Here is a 19,690-nt window from a genome sequence, read left to right as displayed (position 1 = left end):
CGGCCCGACGCGGCGCAGAAACAAACCATGCGCCGGCTGGGCGCGTACGTCGTCGAAGTCGAGACCATCCTGGTCGGCCTGATCGGCCGCCAGTGGAGTCGCCGCATGGCAGTGCTTGAAGCGATCGAGGCGGACGGAACACGCTGGGAGGACCCGTCCGAGGACCAGCTGCACGACTTGCTGGCCGACATGAGCCTTACCTGGCGGTTCGTCACCGTGAGGCAGCTCGATCTCGAACCTGCCGACCAGCACTACATGCAGGTCTGTCTCAACGACGATCTGAGCTATCGGGTGGAATACCGCGAGGGAGGACCGGACAAGCACTTCCAGGCATGGGTACCCCGGGAACACGAGGTCTTCGCGGTGGAGCCTGTGGCTGAGGTGCTGCAGGCCTGGGCCTACGGGCGACCCGGTTGGCGCGAAGCTCTTCCCTGGGTCCCGTGGTCCCCCGTGGAGCAATGAGCGCGCCACCACCCGCTCACAGCCACCCATCGTGAAGGCATACGCCGAACGCCGGGGCCCGGGAGAGCCGGGGGCGCGTATACCAAGACCGTCCAGGCAGGGTTGCCAGGTCGGCGTGACTCCTTTCCGTGCAGGCCAGTTGGTAGCCCACGTGGACACGTGCGTCCCGCGCGGCCTTCAGCGCACCGGTGCGGTACAGGGACCCAGCAACGGACTGGTGGAGCAGCGGGGCGGCGTCCCCGGCGGCGCTGCGCATTGCGGAGTTCGACCAGCTGGCGGCACGCCTGAGCGCGGTCGTGGGCTTCGCGGACACGGTGACGCGTGGTGTGGAGCCCCGGCCCGCCGGGTACGCCCTGAAGCGACTTGCGGAGGGGGCATGGTCCCTTGAGCAGGCCGAGGCCTACGTGAGAGACGTCGGCGGCGAGTAGGGAGGCTCAGGACTGCGCGGGCTCACCGAAGTCCATGACGACACGCCGCCGGGCGCGGGCAGGGGACCTCGCCGTCGCACCAAGCCTGCCGTGTCCGCGCCGCGGGTCCCCGCTTCTTCCCCCGCCCGGACCCCCGGTCGCGGCAGGAGCAGGTGGTCGCCGTGCGGCAAGCGCTCATGGGTGCGGCGAGGCTGCGGACACGCCCGACGTGGGAATCACTGTCCAGAGCCGCTGGTCGAGATCTTCTGGCGATCGCCGGTGCAGACCGGGTACGGCTGCTGGCGGAGGCCGACGAGGCCGCGGGAAGGGACGGCAGCCCGCTGCTCTCGGCGCTGTTGCGAACCGACGACGGCGGCACGCCGGTCTACGTCGGACAGGTGAGCCGGGCAGTTGGCTGCGGATCACCCGCGACGCCGCCGTCCTGAAGCACTGGTACCAGCGCGGGGTGGACCGAGCCTTCGCGGTGTATGGGAATCCGCCCCGAACCCCTCCGCCTCGGCTCGAGATCGACGGGGCCCGCCTCGGGCCGAGGCCGGTGGTTTTCAAGCAGGCCGCGAACGTCGCGGGCTGCCAGGGTATGGGGTGCGCGGAGTGCAACAGTTCCCGGAGAACCGTTGCACTGTGCGCGCGGGTCGGGTCCCTCACCGGTGGATTCGCCAACAGCCACCACTTCGACGGGCCCCCACCCTGTCGACGCGCGCCGAGTGCATGGGATCGGCGCGAGTAGCCGGTCGGAAGGACCCTGTCAGTCTTCCAGGCGGACCGGCATCAGCATCGAGAAGGTCCACTCGTCGTCGGGACGGCGGATCGCCACCGGCGCCGTAGGGTCGCCGACCTCCAGAATCAGCTCGCCCCGGGCCCCGGCGCCGAGCGCGTCCAGCAGGAACTCCCGGTTGACGCCTACGTTCTCCTGGTCTTCGTCACCGTCCTCGCAGAGGGTCACCGTGCCGTCGTCCGTCAACCGGAGCACGCTGACGTCGCAGGACGCACCGTCCTGCTCGCGCACCTCGCTCGCGCGGACCGGGCCGGTCTCCAGCGCCTCCCGGAAAGCGGCCACCTCGACGAGGGCCCGGCGGCCGGTCGGCACATGGAGGAGGCGGCGGTAGTCGGGGAAGTCGTGGTCGAGGCACTGGCCGGCCGCCTGGCGGTCGCCGGACTCCAGCGACACCCGGTCACCGTTCACAGTGAGCCGCACCTGTTCCTCGCCGTGCAGCAGTGCCCGCATCGCATCGGCGAGAGGCAGCGGCACGATGGCCTGCACGCGCGGCCCGTCGTGCCCGGTGGCAGCGGCCTGCGCGACGGCCATCCGGTAGCGGTCCGTGGCCACCACGTGCAGTTCCTCCCCCTCCATGTCGAACAGGATCCCGCCGAGCATCGGCAGATCCGGGTCCGTACCGGCCGCGAAACGGACCGCGTCCAGCGCGGCGGCCAGTGCGGGCGCGGCGACGGACAGCTGGACATCGGCGGTGCGCAGTGACGTCATGGGGTTCTCCCTGTGGTCGAGTAGGGCTCGGAGCGTGGAGAACTCGCTGCGGGCCTCGGCCAGGCCCCGTTCGAGGCGGCGCAGGTGTGCCTGGAGGAGCCCGCGCACCAGGTCGGTGTCCGCGCCGGCCCAGCCGGCCAGCAGCAGCCGGATGTCCGCGAGGGGCATGCCGGCCCGGCGCAGACGGGCCAGCAACCTGGCCTCTTCGAGTTGCTCGGGCTCGTACCAGCGGTAGGCACTGACCGGGTCCACCCAAGCCGGAACCAGCACACCGGCACGGTCGTAGAACCGAAGCGCGCTCACGCTCAGTCCGCTGTCCCGGGCCATCTCCCCAATGCTGCGCATCTCGCTCTCCACACCCGGAACTGTGAGCCCTCGACAAGGTCGAGGGTCAACCCGGCCTTCGCCCGGAGTCGTCACTCTGGCAGGGCAGTCGGCCCGCGTGGTGGCCGACCCCCAACGGATCATCAAGTAGCCGGATCCGCCGATCTCCGCCACGGCGTAGCGGGAGTACGGCCATGCGCTGCCCGCGCTCTCCCGTTCGCTCACGAGGGCCCGGCAGGCCTCGCCGGCGGCCATGTCCGCCCAGGACTCGACCTGCTGCTGGTTCCACTGCACGTAGTCCGACCAGACGTACATGGCCGAATTGGCGGGGTCGAAGCCCACTTTGATCTGCTCGTTGCCGAGTACCCGATCGGTGCCGAGGCTCTGGCGCATCCCGTTGGTGCCCGCGATGATCTTCCTGGCGGCGCCGTCCGCGACCCGGATCTCGGCGCTGTCGGTGCTGGGGATCACCGCCTGCGCGAGGCCGTTGTCGTCCGGCTGCCAGTCCTGTGAGGTGCCCGAGTCCTGCGCGGAGCCGTCGTCGGCGGCCGACTGGCAGCGGGAGTTGGTGAGGAAGTCGTCCTGCCACGTCACCTGGGAGTCCTGGCCCTTCGCCACCTTCACCAAGACGTACTTGCGATACGGCAGATCCGGGTGCAGACGGAGAACGACATCCCGCACCGTCAGACACATGTTTTCCCTCGGCGGTGAAGCGGCCAGCTGGGTGCTGACCCCGGCCCGCAACCAGCCATCGGGCGGCAGGTTGGCGACGATCCGTCCGGGCTTCCCTGGACGGACGCGTCCTCCAGTGGTCAGCACGGGCACTTGGGCGAGCCAGCCGTCCGGCCACACGTTGTCGGCGCGGCCCCCGGCCCAGTGGCGCAGGGACTCCATACGGTCGGCGGCGCGCGGCAGGCCGGCGGACGACTGATGGGGTGTGGGCTGTTCAGACGGTTCAGCAGTTCCCGGCGCTGTTCCGTGTCGTCGAAGGGGCTGCGGGACTTCAGGTACTGGAAGACCACCTCGACCGTGCCGGTCACGGGGTACATCCCGACCGGCCAGAGCAGGTGGGGGCTACGGCTCGTCCCGGCGTCCAGCGTCGGGAAGCAACTGGTCTCCTCGTACCGGCCGTAGTTGACGTAACCGCCCTGTCGGCGCCAGAAGTCCAGGGCCGCCATGACGCCGGAGTACGCGTCCGGCCAGTGGTTCCGCAACTGGGCCCGGAAGCGCTCGGCCGCCGCCGAGTCCTCCCCCTCGGGAAGCGGGTCGTGCGAGACCGGCTGTGCGACGTCCTTGCCCAGCAAGGTGGCCAGCTCGGCGGCGGTCAGGCGTTGCGAGTGGTGGGCCCGGCCCCAGGAGTCGAAACGCACTCCTTCGCTCGTCAGCAGATCCTGCGGCGGCTGCCTGTCGCTGCCGTCCGCCCAGCGGAAGGAAGGGGAGATCCTGCCCTCCGAGGTGAGCACCCGGTAGGCGCCGATCACCGTCGGGTTGGCGCTCAGGTAGGCGCCGACGGCCACCGGGTGGCTGCCGATCAGCTCGGCGACATCGCCGTACGTCGTCCAGGTGCCGCTCGGCATGGCGACCAGCGCGGCCCGCAGCTCGGCCCAGCCCGGCGACTCCTCGCCGGCCGGCTTCACCCCGCCGATCGGACCGGGCCACAGCTCCACCGCGCGCTCGGCCAGACGGTCGGCACGCTGCAGGATCTCCGCCTTGCCCCAGCGCTGGGCCGAGGCGATCTCTATCCCTGACGAGTGCACAGGCCCGACCCGTTCATGTCCGGTGTCTCCGGGGCCAGGGGGCGGCTGTCCGTTGAATCCATTCCCTTTCAGACGTTGCCGTCCGCCGATATCAGGGCCGTGCGGCTGGAGATGAGCCGCATCGTCCCGCTGGGGGAGCGGCGGCGCAACCGACGAGCCGCCGCTCCACGAGGAGTTGGGCGGTGCCGTAGCCGAGTTCGCATCGCTGGTCGGCTACTGGTCAGTTGGGGGCCGAGGTCGGTAACCGGTGTACAAGCGGGGTGAGTTGTCCGACCTTGCTGATACGCTCGCTTCGTGTGCTCAGTTCACACTCATGTTCGCGCGCCGGGGGGCGCCTTGTGGTCGGGCTTGAGGTGGCCGGGCGGATGTCACCGGACGGGCCGCCTGATGGCCCTCAGCGGCAGTGGGGTGGGGCGCGTGACCCAGGATGAGAGCGGGCTGAGCGACGGTCTGCAGCCGGTCGGTTCCGTCTACCGCTACGGCGACGGCCTGCACGTACGGGTGGACGACGTGACGCCGTACGAGCTGGCCGATCCCGGCGACGGTCACGGGTACCGGCCGGGCGACGACCTGGTGCGCTGCACCCTGCACCTGAGCAACGGCACCGGGCGGCCTTTGGACGTCGACGGCATCACTTTGCTGGTGCGCGGCGGACCGTACGGCAAGACGGGCCGTCAGGTGCAGGACCACCTGAGTGACGTGCTCGACGACGCACTGGCGGGCACCGTCCGCAACGGACGCAGGGCCGCCGCGACGTGGGCCTACAGCATTCCGGCCGGCACCGCCGGCGAGCTGGACATAGAGGTCCGGTTCCCGAGCGCGCACGGCCGGGAGAGTGTCACCTTCACCACGGCCGCGACCCCCGTACCGGCATCCTTCGGCACCGGTGTCGCCGACGCGCCCACCGCACCGCTCCTGTCCGACCAGGCCGCGTTGTCCGGTGAGCATCAGCAGTCCTTGTTCGCGGACGCAGGCTCGAAGGACGAGCCCGTCCGCGGCCTCGGCGATTCTCCCGAGGCGGTTGGGCAGCCGCGCGCCGGCCGGGCCCCGCTCGACGCCGCCCCGGCCCAGCCGGCCGGCCCCGGGCGCCAGGTCACGCCATCGCGCGCACCGCGGCTGTCCGCCGACGAGCTCGACGCCGCACGCGTCCGGCAGATCTTCCGGTTCCTCGCCGAGGCCGAGGAGTCCAAGACCCGCCCCGCGCGCACACTCGACGGCGCGGCCGGCACCGTGTGGTTCGACGAACTGCCCGACGACGACGGCGTCGAGGTGATGATCGACGGCGTACTCGGCACCGACGATCCCTCCTGGCTGACCGTCGCGCGCCCCGAACGCGAGGACGCGCCGCATCCCAAGCCCCTGCTCGCGCCCTGGGTGGACGACACCCGCATCCGGGACTTCAAGCAGACCCGCGCCCCGCACCTGCGCCGGCGCATCGAACCGGAGTTTCCCGACTGGTCGCAGGGCATCCCGCTGGACAAGACCTACCACGAGCTGGACGAGCACCCCCAGCGCGAGCAGATCGAGAAGCTGTACGCCGCCTGGGAACAGCAATGGCTCGCCTGGGCGGAGCGGCGCCGCGCCATCGACCCCGTCGTCAGGCTGTACGACCGGCTGCACAAGATGCACGAGGACGCCGCGGGCCTCGGTGAGGCGTACGAACTCGTCCTCGGGCTGGGCCGGCTGACCTGGCAGACGGCCTCCGGGCAGCGGGTGGAACGGCATCTCGTCACCCACCGGGCCACCCTCCGGCTGGACCCGTCCACCGGCACGCTCACCGCCGCCCCCGACCCGACCGGCCCCGGCCTCGAACTCGAAGAGGGCATGCTCGAAGGGGCCCAGCACGTGCCGGGTCCCGTGCGGGAGAAGATCGTCGAGGTGCTGGAAGACGCCTTGGACGTGACGGACCCCGAACACCTCGACGCCGTGCACACCGCCCTGCGCAGCTGGGTCAACGCAGCGCACAGTGCCGGAAGTTACGCGCCGAGCGTGCAGCGTGCCAAGCCGCGCAGCCTCGACGTCCCGCACGTGGGACTCACCCCCGCACTCGTCCTGCGTGAGCGCAGCAGCCGCTCGACCATGGACGCGCTCAGGGCCATCGCCCGGCAGATCGACGCGGGAACGCCACCCACCGAACTGCTCGGATACATCGCGGGCCGCGACGGCGCGCTCACGGCGGCCGACCTCGCGGCGGCGGAGGACGACGCCACGGCGAACGACACCGGCGAGATGTACTTCGCGCTGCCCGCCAACGAGGAACAGCGCACGATCGCCGAACGCCTGCGCGCCAACCGGCTCGTCGTCGTCCAGGGCCCGCCCGGCACGGGCAAGACGCACACCATCGCCAACCTGGTCACGGACCTGCTCGCCCAGGGCAAGCGGGTCCTCATCACCAGCCACACCCCCCGCGCCCTGCGCGTGCTGCGCGACAAACTGCCGGAGTCCATCCGCGACCTGTGCGTGAGCCGCACCGAGGACGGCGCGGCCGCCCAGCGTGAGCTGGAGGCGTCCGTGCAGCGGATCCTCCACGAGTACGCCGGCTACGACCAGAAGCAGTCCCGGAAGCAGATCAAGGCGCTCCAGTCACGTCTCGCCAAGGCCCGCGCCGCCCAGCAGGCCATGCTGCGCGACCTGGCCGTGCTGCGCGAACAGGAGACCCACCGCTTCGACGCGGAGATCGGCGACTACAGCGGCAGCCTCCAGGAGATCGCCGAGCGCCTCACCGCGGAGGCGGGACGGTACGACTGGCTCGGCCCGGTCCCGCGGGAACAGCCGACGCTGACCGCCGACGAGGCCCTGCGCCTGCTGCACACCACCCGCGCGTACACGCCGCACCACCAGGCCCTGGCGGCCGACGTGCCCGGCCCCTCCGAACTGCCGGCCCCCGGCGACTTCGAGGACGCGGTACGCGTCGTACGGTCCGCCGAGGACGCGCACACCGCCGCGCGCCAGGACCCCCTGTGCGCGGAGTACGACACGGCCGTGAGGAGCCTCGGCGAAGCCGAACAGCAGCGGCTGTCCTCGGCGCTCGACGCGTTCTCCGCCGCCCGCGCCCGTGCGGCGTCCCTCGCCTCCCCGGCCGGCGCCTGGGCCGCGGCGCTCCTGAAGCAGGTGACCGAGGGCCAGGACTGGCAGGCACGCAGCCGCCGGGCCGCCGTCGCCGAGACACTGGCGGCCGTGGACCTCTCGCTCGCCGCCCTCGGCGCGGCCATGGTCAGCGGCCTGGAGCGGTACGACCCGGCCACGGCGCTCGCCCAGGCCACCGCGCTGCACGATGGGCTCGGCCAGGGCCAGAGGCTGCGCGGGCCCCTCGGCATGCGCTCCAAGCTGGCGAAGACGGTCGGCGGGTTCGTGGAGACCGTACGGGTCGACGGACGATCCCCGGAGGACGTCGCGACGTCGGCCGTCGTCCTCGCCCGCGTTCGGCTCGAACTGCGCCTGGCCCAGGTGGAGTCCGAGTGGGGCACTCCCGTCGCCGCCTGGCACGGACACGGGCCGCGCCTCGCACGGCTGCGGCAGGACGCGGAGGTCCTCGACGCACTGCTCGCCGTCGCCGCCGCCCGTACCGACGTCCTCACCGCCGCGGCCACCTCGCCGGCCCTGGCCGTCGCCACCTGGCACGACGCGTCCGTCGAGAACGCGGCGCGCACCCTGCTGCGCGCGGCGACCACCCTGCGCGCGGCCGAACAGTCCCGCAAGGTCATCGCGGACGCCGAGGAACTGCTGCGGGCCTGGAACGACCGGCCCGGTGTCGCACCCGCGGTCGTACACGCCCTCGACGCCGTGCGCGACCGGGACCCCGACGGCTACCGGGCGTTCAGCGACGAGATGGCCGAGGTGCGCGAGGCCGCCCGGCTGCGCGCCGAACAGGGCACGGTCCTCACCCGTGTCCGGGAGGCCTTCCCGGCCCTCGCCGACCGCATCGTCGGCACGTACGAGGACACCGCCTGGGACACCAGGCTGCCCTCGATCGCCGAAGCCTGGGCCTGGTCCGCGTGGCGCGAGCGCATGGAGCGGCTGACCGATCCCGAGGCCGAGCGCGCCCTGCGCAGGCGGCTGACGGAGGCCGACGACGAAGCGCGCATCGTGCTCGCGCGGCTCGCCGCCGCCCGCGCCTGGCACCGCTGCCTCGGCCTGCTCACCGGCGACCAGTCCCGGGCGCTCAGCGCCTACCAGCAGGCCGCCCGGCGCATCAAGGGCAAGTACCAGCACCGTTACCGGCGTGACGCACAGGCCGCCCTGCGCAAGGCGCAGACGGCGGTGCCGGCCTGGATCATGCCGCTGCACCAGGTCGCCGAGACGGTGCCCATGGACCGGCCCGGCATCTTCGACGTCGTCATCGTCGACGAGGCCAGCCAGTCGGGCCTGGAGGCCATGCTGCTGAGCTGGCTCGCCGACCGGATGGTCGTCGTCGGCGACAGCAAGCAGGTCAGCCCGTCCAACGTCGGCCTGAAACAGGACGAGTACTTCCACCTCAGGGACCGTCTGCTCACCGCGCTGGAGCCGGACGTCCGCAGCCTGTTCGGCCCCGAGTCCAGCTTCTTCGACCTGACGGAAGCGCTCTCGGCGGGCCGCGGCACGCTGATGCTCAAGGAGCACTTCCGGTGCATGCCGGAGATCATCTCCTTCTCCAACGACCTCTGCTACAACCGTGATCTGCTGCCCCTGCGGCAGTACGGCGCCGACCGGCTGCCCCCGGTCCGCACCGTGTACGTCGAGGACGGCGAAGCCCACGGAGTCAACTCCCGGCTGACCAACACCGCGGAGGCCGAGGCCCTGGTCGACACGATCGTCCGCTGCTGCGCCGACCCCGCCTACGACGGCAGGACCATGGGTGTCATCAGCCTCCGCGCGAGCAGGGGACACCTGACGGAGCTGGAGAACCTGCTCGTCGAGCGCCTCGACTACGAGCAGCGGGAGGAACGGCGCATCCGGGTCGGCGACGCCGAGGACTTCCAGGGCGACGAGCGGCACATCATGTTCGTCTCCTGCGTCAACTCGGCGACGACCGCGGCCGGGAGCGTCCCGGGCGGCTTCAACGGCAAGACCTACGAGCAGCGGATCAACGTGGCGGCCTCCCGCGCGCAGGACCAGGTGTGGGTGTTCCACAGCGCGCGGGTCGAGCAGTTCCACGAGAACGACCTGCGCCGACGGTGGCTCGACCACCTCACCCGGCCGGCGGAGGAGGAAAGCGCCGCCGTCCAGGGGGAGGTGCTGCCCGACGTCCGGCACGAAGCGTTCGACAGCCTGTTCCAGCAGAAGGTGTACCTGGAGCTGACGGCGCGGGGCTACCGGGTCCGCCCGGGATACAAGGTGGGCCGCCACACGATCGACCTGGTCGTCGAGGGCGGCACACGCCGACTCGCGGTCGCCTGCGACGGTGACGCCTTCGCCGAGGGGGAGGACGCCTCCACCGGGGCCGCCCGGCAGCGGGACCTGGAACGCGTCGACTGGACGTTCGTCCGCATCCGGGGCAGCCGGTTCCACCTCGACCGTGAGCAGGCACTGGCCCCGCTCTGGGCCGAGCTGGAACGGCTGGGCATCGAGCCGGTGCGGGAGGAGCCGACGAAGCCCGCCGTCACCGGTGACCCCGAGCGGGCCGGGATCGAGCGGGCCGGGATCGAGCGGGCCGGGATCGAGCGGGCCGGGATCGAGCGGGCCGGGATCGAGCGGGCCGGGACCGAGCGGGCCGGGACCGAGCCGGCTGGTGAGGATCTCGCGATCGAGCAGCAGGGCGCGGTGAGCGCGGTGAGCGCGGCCGCGGGGACCGACGCCGAACGCGTCCGGGCGACGCAGGCACGGCCGGAGCCGACGGCACCGGTCGATCCGCGGGAGTCGCTGCGTGGTCCGGCCCGGCCGACGACTCCTGCTTCGGGCCGGGAGATCCCCACCGCCGTGTTCCACCGGCTGGTTCGCGAGGTGCAGCAGTTGCAGGCGGCCCTCGACGCACCTGACGAGACCCCCGAAGGAGCGGACCCGGCGCAGCTGGTCTTCCTCCGGAAGACCCAGGCCGACCGGCGTGACCGGCGTACGCAGCGCCTCACCTTCCTGCGGACGTTCCTGGACACGGTCCGCGTCGTGCGGGAGCCGGCCGTCCCGGGCGTCGTGATCCCCGGCGCGCTGCTCGTCTTGGAGTTCGACGGCCAGGTCGACGAGGACCACCTGTACACCGTCGCCGAACTGCCCACCGAGGAGGCGGACATCGTCTCGCCCTCATCACCGCTCGGGCATGCGTTGATGTGGCAGCCCACCGGACGCGAGATCTCGTACGACGCGTCGCAGGACAAGCCGCGCACGGTCGTCGTGCGGGAGATCCGGGCCTAGGGGCCTGTTGCGCGGACGCGCCCTGTCACGCGGACCGCACGTTCGGTTCCGCGTGACAGGGCCCTGTGCGTCTCAGCCGGCGACCGGATCCAGCATGCGGCTCCGCTCACCGCTCCAGGAGATCGCCAGCGCGTCACGTGCCCGCGTACAGGCCACGAAGAGCAGGCAGTGCTCGGCCAGCAGATCCGAGCGGTGCTGTACGGCGTCCTCGTCGGCGGGCGTCACCTGCGGAGCGAAGGGGAGCACGCTCGACGTCACGCCCACGACGGCCACGCAGCGGAACTCCAGTCCCTTCATCCCATGCATCGTCGCCACGCGCACCCCCGACACCTCCGGGCCCGGGTCGTCCTTGACCGCGACCGCCGGGAGGCCCTCCCGGCGCAGGCGCGCGATGACCGCGTCGACCAGCGTGTTGAACCGGGCGCACACCGCCACGTCGGACGGCTTGACCCCGTCCTGGTCCACCCAGACCCGGATCTGTTCCACCAGTGCCCGCAGTTCGTCGTCCTGACTGGTGTAGCCCCGGGCCACCGGCACGCGGCCGTGCAGCTCGGAGCGGTAGCCCCGCAGCGAGTCCCGGCCGCCGTCCTCGTCGTCGTCCTCACCGAGCCGGCCCACCGACTGACCGTCGAGAAGGGACGCGGACCAGCGCAGGATCTCCTCCGTACTGCGGTAGTTGAGGCGCAGCCGGGACGTGCGCCCGCGCACATCGATGCCCAGCGAGCGCAGCGAGACCCGGGAGTCGTAGATGCGCTGGTGGGGATCGCCGACGAGGAACAGGTCGTCGGACTGCGGAGCGACGCAGGCCCGCAGCACCCGCCACTGGGCCGGGTGCAGGTCCTGTGCCTCGTCCACCACGACGTGCCGGTAGCGCGGCCCCTTCTCGGCCAGGATCCGGGCGGCCTGGTCGCACAGCATGGTGTACGTCGCCGAGTCGCGGGAGGCCAGATCGCCCATGAACCGTTCCATGACCCGCCACAGCCGCGCCCGTTGCACCCGCCCCACCTGAGTGCCACGCCCCCGGCGCACACAGCGGAGGTACTCCTCCGGCGTGCGCAGCCCCTGGGCCAGGACGACGTTGCGGAACTCCTGGGACAGGAAGCGTTCCGACCAGGGCAGGTCCTCGCGCGCGGCGGCACGGGTCCAGGCGCTCTTCTCGGCCGCTGCCGACAACGGCTTCGGTGAGCTGCCCCGCGCCTCCCGTATGACCCGCGCGGCCAGCGAGTCCACCGTCGTGACGTCCACACGGTCGAGCAGCCGGGCGTCGGCGTCCCCGAGCAGCAGGGCCAGGCTGTCCCGCAGGGCGGCCGCCATGGCGTTGGTGAAGGTGGTGAGCAGGATACGGTCACCCTCGCGTCCCGTGCGCAGCAGATGCCGTACCCGATGCAGGGCGACGACGGTCTTGCCGGTGCCGGGTCCGCCCGTCACCTGGGCCGGTCCGTTGAAGCCCGGGTGGTAGGCGTACCGGCGCTGGGCGGGGTGCAGGAAGACGCGCCAGCGGGTGAAGTCCTCGGTGAGGATGCGTTCGAGCTCACCGGGACCGGTCACTTCCACGATCCGGTTGGGCGTGTTGAGGATCGCCTCGCTGAGGGTGACGGCCGGCCGGTCCTCGGCCGTGCGCACCGTCTGCCCGCGGGGTGCGATCAGCTGCTCCCAGACGTCCTCGGGCGAGTAGTCGGCCGCCAGGTACTCCAGCACCTCGTACTGGTCGGCGGGCATCATGGGCGGTGCCATCACCGCCAGGTCGTCGGCCGTGACGCACACGCGCGCCAGCCGCAGGACCTGCTCGTCGATGCCGAGGTCGCGCAGCACGGTGTCGGAGTGCTTCGCGAACAGACGGGCCGGGGTCTCGACCGCCTTGGACTCGAAGTAGGTCTCCATCTGTTCGAGGGCCTCGACGTTGCGCACCTCGAGGCCGCCGGTGGCGCCGTTGACCGAGTAGGCGCGCTTGCAGGCCCAGTTGATGGCCTCGTCGTGCGGGGCCACCCGCAGCAGCGTGTACAACTCGCTGCCGTCGTCCGGGGCGAGGAGGACCCCTCGGTAGAACCTGGTGACCCGGATGGTACGGATGCGGGGGTCTCGCGCCCCTTCCAGCTTCTCCAGATGCATCCCCTTGCTGGCGTGGAGCTGAGGCACGGTCAGGCTCCGGAACATCTGGATCGCGTCGTTGACCTCCTTCTGGACTGGTCTCTGCAAGGAGATCAGATCCGCGACGAAGTCGTCGGAGAGGGCGAGACGGGGCATGGGCGTCCTCGGGTCGCGGGCGGCGGTGGGCGTGCAACAGCCTAAAGACTGACGGGATGCCGAGCGACGGAGCTCCCCATAATCGTTGTGTGAACTCAGTCAACGATCTATATTTCTGATGCCGTCACACCATCGGCGCAGCCCCGTACTTCAACGGACCCGTCCGGAAGGACCCACCGCATGCCGGCCCAGCCTGCCCAGGCCGCTGTCCCGCACCCACTCGACGAAGTCCCCCAGACCTTCCGCTCCGGGGACTCCTACGCGGTGCGGGACGCACTCGTGACCTACCTCCGCCGGGACCTGCTGGGCCCCTGGGACGGTGAGACGGAAACCCTGCCGAGCGCCTCCTCCGGGCCACGCGACCGGTACCTCGTCGGCATGCTCGGTCCGCGCCCCCAGGCTGTGACCACCGACCGCATCGCCCGTGCGGCCGCACAGAGCGCGGACGGCGAGTCGGGCGACGAGCAGGAGGGCGACGACAGCGACCTGCAGGACCGGTTGAGCCCGCAGGCCGCCGGACACATCTGGGCGTCCTCCATGGGCCTGTCCTTCACCGTCCCGGCCTCCGTCGGCACCCTCAGCGCCACCGTCCGCTGGGGTCGCTACACGCAGTCGGACCAAGCCACCGACCGGGGCACGACCCGCAGGGTCTGGTCCCGTGAGCCCGTCGAGCGCCTGGTGGACATCGACGTGACCGACGGGGCCGACCGTGCCGTCGAACTCGACGGCGATGCCGTGGTCCTCGACGTGCAGGTGCGCCGGCACACCGGCCGCACGGGCGGAGAGGACCTGCGCATCGTCGAGCTGGCCCTGGTGAACCGGCAGCCGGACAGCCGGGACGCGCGAGACGCCAACTGGCTCTTCCAGACCGAGATCGACGTCACCGCCTTTCCCGACGAGCAGGCCGCGGTCTTCCTGCCGGTCGACGATCCCCTGGACACGGCCGGCCACGGCAACGTTCCGGAAGACGCCGAGGAGCGACGGCTGCGCCTCCTCTATCGGGACAGCCTCAGCCACGCCAAGGGCCGCAATGTCGCCGTCCACGCACACGTCCGCGACGGCGAGCGCAACGCCCACCGCCTGACCACGGTCTGGCTCCCCGAGTACGACGTGCGGGCCACCACCGCGCCGGCAATCGAGGAGCAGCGCCTGCTCCAGGGGCTTGAGCTGGGCATGGACGAACTGGCGGCGCTCGCCGTGCCCGACCGCCGCGCCGAACTCAGCAACGCACTCGCTCCGCTGGCCGACGGGTACGGCGCCTGGCTGGAACAGCAGCGCCACGCCGCCCGCTCGCTCCCCGACGACCTGCGCGCGTCGGCCGAGGTCGCGATCGAGCAGGCACTCGAGGTCTGCGACCGCATCACGCTCGGCATCGACCGGCTCGTCGCCGACGACACGGCCCTGACGGCCTTCCGGTTCGCCAACCGCGCCATGGCCCTGCAGCGGCGCAACACCGCCATCGCAGCCGCACGCGCCGGCCGTGAGAACGACCCCCTCTCCTACCGCGAGGCCCGCACCGAGGTGCACGGCAGGGGCAAGGCGGCGGCCAGCTGGCGTCCGTTCCAGCTCGCCTTCGTCCTGCTGAACATCGCCTCCCTCACCGAACCCGGACACCCGCACCGCGGCACCGGCCGCCAAGCCCTCGTCGACCTGCTGTTCTTCCCGACCGGCGGAGGCAAGACCGAGGCGTATCTGGGCCTCGCCGCCTACACCTTCGCGCTGCGGCGCCTGCAGGGCACGATCGGCTCGGGAGCCGAGGCCCGCAGCGGCGAGGCCGGGGTGGGCGTCCTCATGCGCTACACCCTGCGGCTGCTGACCGCCCAGCAGTTTCAGCGCGCCGCCGCCCTGGTGAGCGCCTGTGAAGTCCTGCGCCGCGAGGAGTTCGCGCGGGACCGGCGCTGGGGCGCCACCCCGTTCCGCATCGGGCTCTGGGTGGGTACGTCCGTCTCGCCGAACTGGTTCGAGGAAGCGAAGGAGCAGATCGCCGAAGCCAAGGAGAACGCCAGCGACAAGCACGCCCGCGTCCTCCAGGTCCTCACCTGCCCCTGGTGCGGCAGCGGACTGACCGCGCGCTCCCACATGGAGTACGACGAAGGACGCCGCCGAATCCTGCTGTACTGCCCGCGCGGGGAGGGGCAGGACCGCTGCCCCTTCTCCCGTCGCGAAGCGCTCGGCGAGGGGATACCCGTGCTCACCGTCGACGAGGAGATCTACCGGCTGGCGCCCTCGCTGCTGATCGCCACGGTCGACAAGTTCGCCCAGCTCCCGTGGAACGGCTACGCCGGCCTGCTGTTCGGCAGGGTCACCGAGTTGTGCGCACGCCACGGTTACCGTCATGACGACCTGGACGCCAAGACCGGTTGCGGTGGCCGGCACAACGCCAGGGGCGACCTGCCCGGTGTCACCGCCCAGCCCGTCACCCGCCTGCGGCCCCCGGACCTCATCATCCAGGACGAGCTGCACCTGATATCCGGGGCGCTCGGCACCACCGTCGGCCTCTTCGAAGCCGCCGTCGACCAGCTGTGCACATGGAGCTTCACCGACGCCCACGGACGGCGCCGCGAAACCGGTCCCAAGATCGTCGCATCCACCGCGACCACCAAGCGGGCCGCCGACCAGGTGCGGGGCGTCTTCGGCCGCGAGGTCGCCGTCTTCCCGCCCCAAGTGCTCGACGTCGGCGACACGTTCTTCTCCCGGCAGGTGGAGCTGAGCCGGGACAACCCCGGCCGCCGCTATCTCGGCGTGTGCGCGCACGGAACGCGTCTGAAGGCGGCCGAAATCCGCGTCGCGGAGATCCTGCTGCTCGCCGGACAGCAGCTCTTCGACGACTACGGCCGGCCGGCGGACCCGTACATGACCCTCGTCGGCTACTTCAACGCCACACGTGAACTCGCCGGCATGCGGCGGTACATGGACGACGACATCACCACCCGTGTGCGGGCCAACGGCAGCCGCAAGGGCCAGGACACGCTGTCCGACCGCATCGTGAGCAGAACGGGGATGCTCAGCATTCAGGAGCTGACCTCCCGAATCTCCTCCGCGGACATCGGTGCCGCCCTCAAGCGGCTGGAGATCGAGTTCGACCCCGAGCGGGACACCTCGGTGCGACGGCGAGCCTTCCTGCGCGAGTACGCGGCGGCGGTGAAGGAGAAGCGCGAACCCCGTGCCTCCATGACGCCGACCGTCCGTCAGGCCGTCGACGTGGTCCTCGCCACCTCCATGCTGCAGGTCGGTGTCGACGTCTCCCGCTTCGGCCTGATGCTGGTCGTCGGCCAGCCCAAGAACACCGCCGAGTACATCCAGGCGTCCTCCCGGGTCGGCCGTGACGCCACGCGTCCGGGCCTGGTGGTGACCCTCTACAACTGGTCGCGCCCCCGCGACCTCGCGCACTACGAGGACTTCGAGCACTACCACGCGACGTTCTACCGCCAGGTGGAGGCCCTCTCCGTCACCCCGTACACCCGCCGCGCACTCGACCGGGGCGTCGCCGCCACCTACGTCGCCGCACTGCGCCACGCGGCCTACGACACCTCCCGCAACCTCGACGCCCACCACGTCGACCTCGACGGAGCTCTCGCGCAGGACGTGGAACGGCGGCTCCTGGAACGCGCCGAGCGGGTGGGAGGCGAGCGGCCCCGCCAGTACCTGGGCGAACGGCTGGACCGGCTGAAGGACGAATGGCGCCGCAAGCGCGACGAGAGCAGCTCGGCCCTCGGCTACCGCAAGGAGAAGCACAAGACGACCGTCGTGAACGGACTGCTGAGGCGGGCGGACGGATCCCGGTGGACCGAGCTCACCGTCGGCATGTCGATGCGTGAGACGGAGAACGAGATCAACCTGCTCCTGCCCGGCGGCGAGGCGTTCCTGGAAGAGCCCTCGGGCGGCGGACCCGACTGGTCGTTCGGCGCCTCGGGAGCCGACTCCGACCCCGACCCCGACACGGCGAGCACCGTGGACAGCGACGAGTACGGGCCCGTCACGGCCGACACGGTCAGGAAGGCACAGCGATGAGCACCCATGGCAGCAACCGCAGGGTCGGCGCCGTACGGCCCAGCCACCTCATGTTCACCGCCGGTGTCGGCGCGCTTGTCGACCTGCCCAACTTCTCCGTCCTCATCCGGGGTATCGATTCCTGGAGCCACTCCGGTGTCACCGACTACGACATCGACGAGCCGCGGCTCCGCGCCGCCGTCAACCGGTCCCTCCAGCGCTACGGACGCGGACGGGTCGAGCAGCTGCGCGCCGCTCCCTGGCTCGAGGGCGCCGACACCGACCCCAAGGGCTGGGCGGCCCAGGGGGTGGGAGTGCCCGTCATCCCCTTCCCGCAGTGGTTGCGCTGTACCGCGTGCAACGTGCTGGCCGCCATCGACTCCGGTGAGTTCGCCTTCTTCAACTCCAACCCGAGGACACCGCACGAGGCGAAGTTCGTCCACGACTGCAAGCGAGGCAAGCCGCTCGCCGTGGCCGCCCGCTTCACCCTCGTCTGTACCGCCGGCCATCTCGACGAGTTCCCTTACACCGCGTACGTCCACCACGGCCAGGCCTGCGACAAGACACCGCGCCCGAAACTGCGCATGAAGGACCATGGCGGCAACCAGGCCGCCAACGTCACCATCGAGTGCGTCGCCTGCGGCGTGCAGCGCAACATCCGGGAAGCCATGGGCGAGCGGGGCCGCCGCAACCTGCCCTCGTGCCGTGGACGGCACCCGCACCTCGGCACCTACGAGCCGAACGGCTGCGAGCAGGAGCCGGTCCTGATGGTGGCGGGAGCGTCCAACCAGTGGTTCCCGCTCACCCTCAGCGCCCTGGCCCTGCCCAAGGCGCAGGGCGGAGACATCGACAAGCTTCTCGACGACCACTGGCCCGACCTCGAACTCATCGAGGACCGCGGGCAGTTCGACTTCATGGCGCGCATGCCCAAGTTCGCCTTCCTGAAGGAGTTCGACTCCGACGCGGTCGTGGCGGCGATCACGGCCCGCAAGCAGGGGACGGCCGGACCGGCTCCCTCCGCGCCCGACGTCCAGGCCGACCTCTTCGGACCCGAGTGGGACGCGCTCTCCGGCCCCGTCCCCGCCCCCAGCGACGACTTCGCACTGCGTCAGATCCCGGTTCCGGCCCGCCTGAGCGGGCTCTTCGCCGACCTACGGCAGGTCGAACGGCTGCGGGAGGCGCGGGCGCTGATCGGCTTCACGCGCCTGGACGCGCCCGACCCGGAGTCACCGGAGATCGCCACGCGCGTCGAGCTGTCCCGCGGGGTCCGGAACTGGGTGCCGGCCAGCGAGGTGCGCGGCGAGGGAGTCTTCCTGCGGGTGCGGGACGACCTGATGGCCGAGTGGGCCGCTCGGATGGAGAAGTCGCCACAGATGGAAGCGCACCGGGAGGCGTACGCGCGGTTCCGCTCCAACCGGAGGTCGGACCGCAAGACCAGTGACTTCGATCCCTATCACGGCTGGCCCGGAGCACGGTACATCGCTCTGCACACCCTCTCCCATCTGCTCATCCGCACCATCGCCCTGGAATGCGGCTACAACTCCGCCTCGCTCGCCGAACGGATCTATGCGGGAGACGAACAGAACCCGAGAACGGGCATCCTCATCTACACCGCGGTTCCGGACTCCGAAGGGACCCTGGGCGGTCTGGTGTCCCTCGCCGAGGAGCGCGAGTTCGACCGGATCGTGCGCCGCGCGCTGACCGACGCCGGGCACTGCTCGGCCGACCCGCTGTGCGCCGAGCGCCTGCCGCACGACCCCGCCGACTTCCTTCACGGAGCCGCGTGCCACGTCTGCCTTTTCGTGTCGGAAACCACCTGTGAACGCGGCAACCGGTTCCTGGACCGCCGTTTCCTCGTCCCGCTGGCCGGGGACCGGGACCCGGTGCTGACGCCGGCCGGCCTGCTGTCGTGAGCCGACCCGCGTTCGAGGCCGCCGCCGAGACCGCCGTCGCGGCCCTCGGACTGTCCCGGAGCAAGGACCTCGTCGGCCTGCTCGCTCAGGGCCGCTCCCGGGAACGGATACTGACCGAACTGGCGACGCCGGCAGCCGGCGAGGCCGTCGCGCGACTCTGCGACGCGATGCAGTCGGAGTCGGTGCCGCCCGCCGAGGCTGCTGCCTATGTGCGCGGCTATGTCGCCGCACGGCGCCGGACCCGGGACACGGTCCGGGTCCGCACGGTGTGGAGCGGCCCCTCGACACCGGCCGTACCGGTGCGCGCCACCGCCCAGGTGCTCGTTGAGGTCATCAACGGGGCGCAGCACGAACTGCTGGCCATGACCTACGCCGCCCGTCCGTATCCGGCGCTGACCCGAGCCCTGAGGAAGGCTGCGGACAGGGGCGTGGAGATGCACGTCGTGGTCGAGACACTGGCCGGCGCGGGCGGCCTTCTCTCCGGAAAGGAACCGGCCGACGCGTTCGCCTCCGTGCCCGGGCTGCTTCTGTGGGAATGGGCCCGGACCCCGGCCGAACAGGCTCGCTCACGCCAGCACGCCAAGCTCGCGGTCGCCGACCGCCGCACCCTCTTCCTCGGCAGCGCCAACCTGACCGAGTCCGCGGCGCGGCGCAACATCGAGGCCGGTGTCCTGGTGAACGGCGGGGAAGCACCGCGGCGCGCCGCGGAGCACATCGTGGAGCTGCAACGCCTGGGCATTCTCAGGCGCCTTCAGCCCTGACGCG

General features: G+C 71.4%; 9 protein-coding genes. 6 read left to right on the top strand and 3 right to left on the bottom strand.

Features of this window, described 5'->3' with window-relative positions:
• Window positions 1-27 precede the first annotated feature (27 nt).
• Window positions 28-462 carry a hypothetical protein gene (locus ACFYZJ_RS01035; RefSeq protein WP_388561477.1) on the top strand — a complete coding sequence of 145 codons (435 nt, stop codon included), beginning with the start codon at window positions 28-30 and terminating at the stop codon, window positions 460-462.
• A 188-nt stretch (window positions 463-650) separates the two neighbouring features.
• Window positions 651-890 carry a hypothetical protein gene (locus ACFYZJ_RS01030; RefSeq protein WP_388561475.1) on the top strand — a complete coding sequence of 80 codons (240 nt, stop codon included), beginning with the start codon at window positions 651-653 and terminating at the stop codon, window positions 888-890.
• 745 nt (window positions 891-1,635) lie between these two features.
• Here ACFYZJ_RS01030 and ACFYZJ_RS01025 read toward each other — a convergent pair.
• The gene (locus ACFYZJ_RS01025; protein ID WP_388562196.1) at window positions 1,636-2,718 is read right to left on the bottom strand and encodes a MerR family transcriptional regulator; all 1,083 of its coding nucleotides are present in this window, start codon (window positions 2,716-2,718) and stop codon (window positions 1,636-1,638) included.
• A gap of 791 nt (window positions 2,719-3,509) precedes the next feature.
• Window positions 3,510-4,454: an MGMT family protein gene (locus ACFYZJ_RS01020; protein WP_388561473.1), complete on the bottom strand. Its 945-nt coding sequence runs from the start codon at window positions 4,452-4,454 to the stop codon at window positions 3,510-3,512.
• A 417-nt stretch (window positions 4,455-4,871) separates the two neighbouring features.
• Between ACFYZJ_RS01020 and ACFYZJ_RS01015 the strand changes: the two genes are divergently transcribed.
• Complete coding sequence (locus ACFYZJ_RS01015) at window positions 4,872-10,778, top strand: AAA domain-containing protein (RefSeq protein ID WP_388561471.1); 5,907 nt, start codon at window positions 4,872-4,874, stop codon at window positions 10,776-10,778.
• Between the two features lie 72 nt (window positions 10,779-10,850).
• Here ACFYZJ_RS01015 and ACFYZJ_RS01010 read toward each other — a convergent pair whose 3' ends face one another.
• A complete protein-coding gene (locus ACFYZJ_RS01010) occupies window positions 10,851-13,022 on the bottom strand; it encodes a UvrD-helicase domain-containing protein (RefSeq protein WP_388561469.1) in 2,172 nt (723 codons plus the stop codon).
• Between the two features lie 180 nt (window positions 13,023-13,202).
• Here ACFYZJ_RS01010 and drmA point away from each other — a divergent pair, with 180 nt between their 5' ends.
• Genes drmA through drmC form a run of 3 tightly spaced genes read left to right on the top strand, consistent with a single transcriptional unit; the run spans window position 13,203 to window position 19,686 of the window.
• Window positions 13,203-17,033, top strand: a complete 3,831-nt coding sequence (gene drmA / locus ACFYZJ_RS01005; protein ID WP_388561467.1) for a DISARM system helicase DrmA — start codon at window positions 13,203-13,205, stop codon at window positions 17,031-17,033.
• Window positions 17,030-18,925 carry a DrmB family protein gene (gene drmB / locus ACFYZJ_RS01000; RefSeq protein WP_388561465.1) on the top strand — a complete coding sequence of 632 codons (1,896 nt, stop codon included), beginning with the start codon at window positions 17,030-17,032 and terminating at the stop codon, window positions 18,923-18,925. Before drmA ends, drmB begins: the two co-directional genes overlap by 4 nt.
• Window positions 18,922-19,686, top strand: a complete 765-nt coding sequence (gene drmC, locus ACFYZJ_RS00995) for a DISARM system phospholipase D-like protein DrmC (protein WP_388561463.1) — start codon at window positions 18,922-18,924, stop codon at window positions 19,684-19,686. Before drmB ends, drmC begins: the two co-directional genes overlap by 4 nt.
• The last annotated feature ends 4 nt before the right edge of the window (window positions 19,687-19,690 follow it).

This window comes from Streptomyces sp. NPDC001848, from assembly GCF_042891915.1.
GTDB lineage: Bacteria > Actinomycetota > Actinomycetes > Streptomycetales > Streptomycetaceae > Streptomyces.
The sequence above is the reverse complement of the archived record's forward strand: the minus strand, read 5'-3'. Positions and strand labels throughout refer to the sequence as shown.

Excerpts from the sequence above, each read along its gene's own strand:
- ACFYZJ_RS01025 (WP_388562196.1), bottom strand. The coding sequence starts at position 2,718 with ATGCGCAGCATTGGGGAGATGGCCCGGGACAGCGGACTGAGCGTGAGC.
- drmA (WP_388561467.1), top strand. The coding sequence starts at position 13,203 with ATGCCGGCCCAGCCTGCCCAGGCCGCTGTCCCGCACCCACTCGACGAA.
- ACFYZJ_RS01035 (WP_388561477.1), top strand. The coding sequence starts at position 28 with ATGCGCCGGCTGGGCGCGTACGTCGTCGAAGTCGAGACCATCCTGGTC.
- drmB (WP_388561465.1), top strand. The coding sequence starts at position 17,030 with ATGAGCACCCATGGCAGCAACCGCAGGGTCGGCGCCGTACGGCCCAGC.
- ACFYZJ_RS01010 (WP_388561469.1), bottom strand. The coding sequence starts at position 13,022 with ATGCCCCGTCTCGCCCTCTCCGACGACTTCGTCGCGGATCTGATCTCC.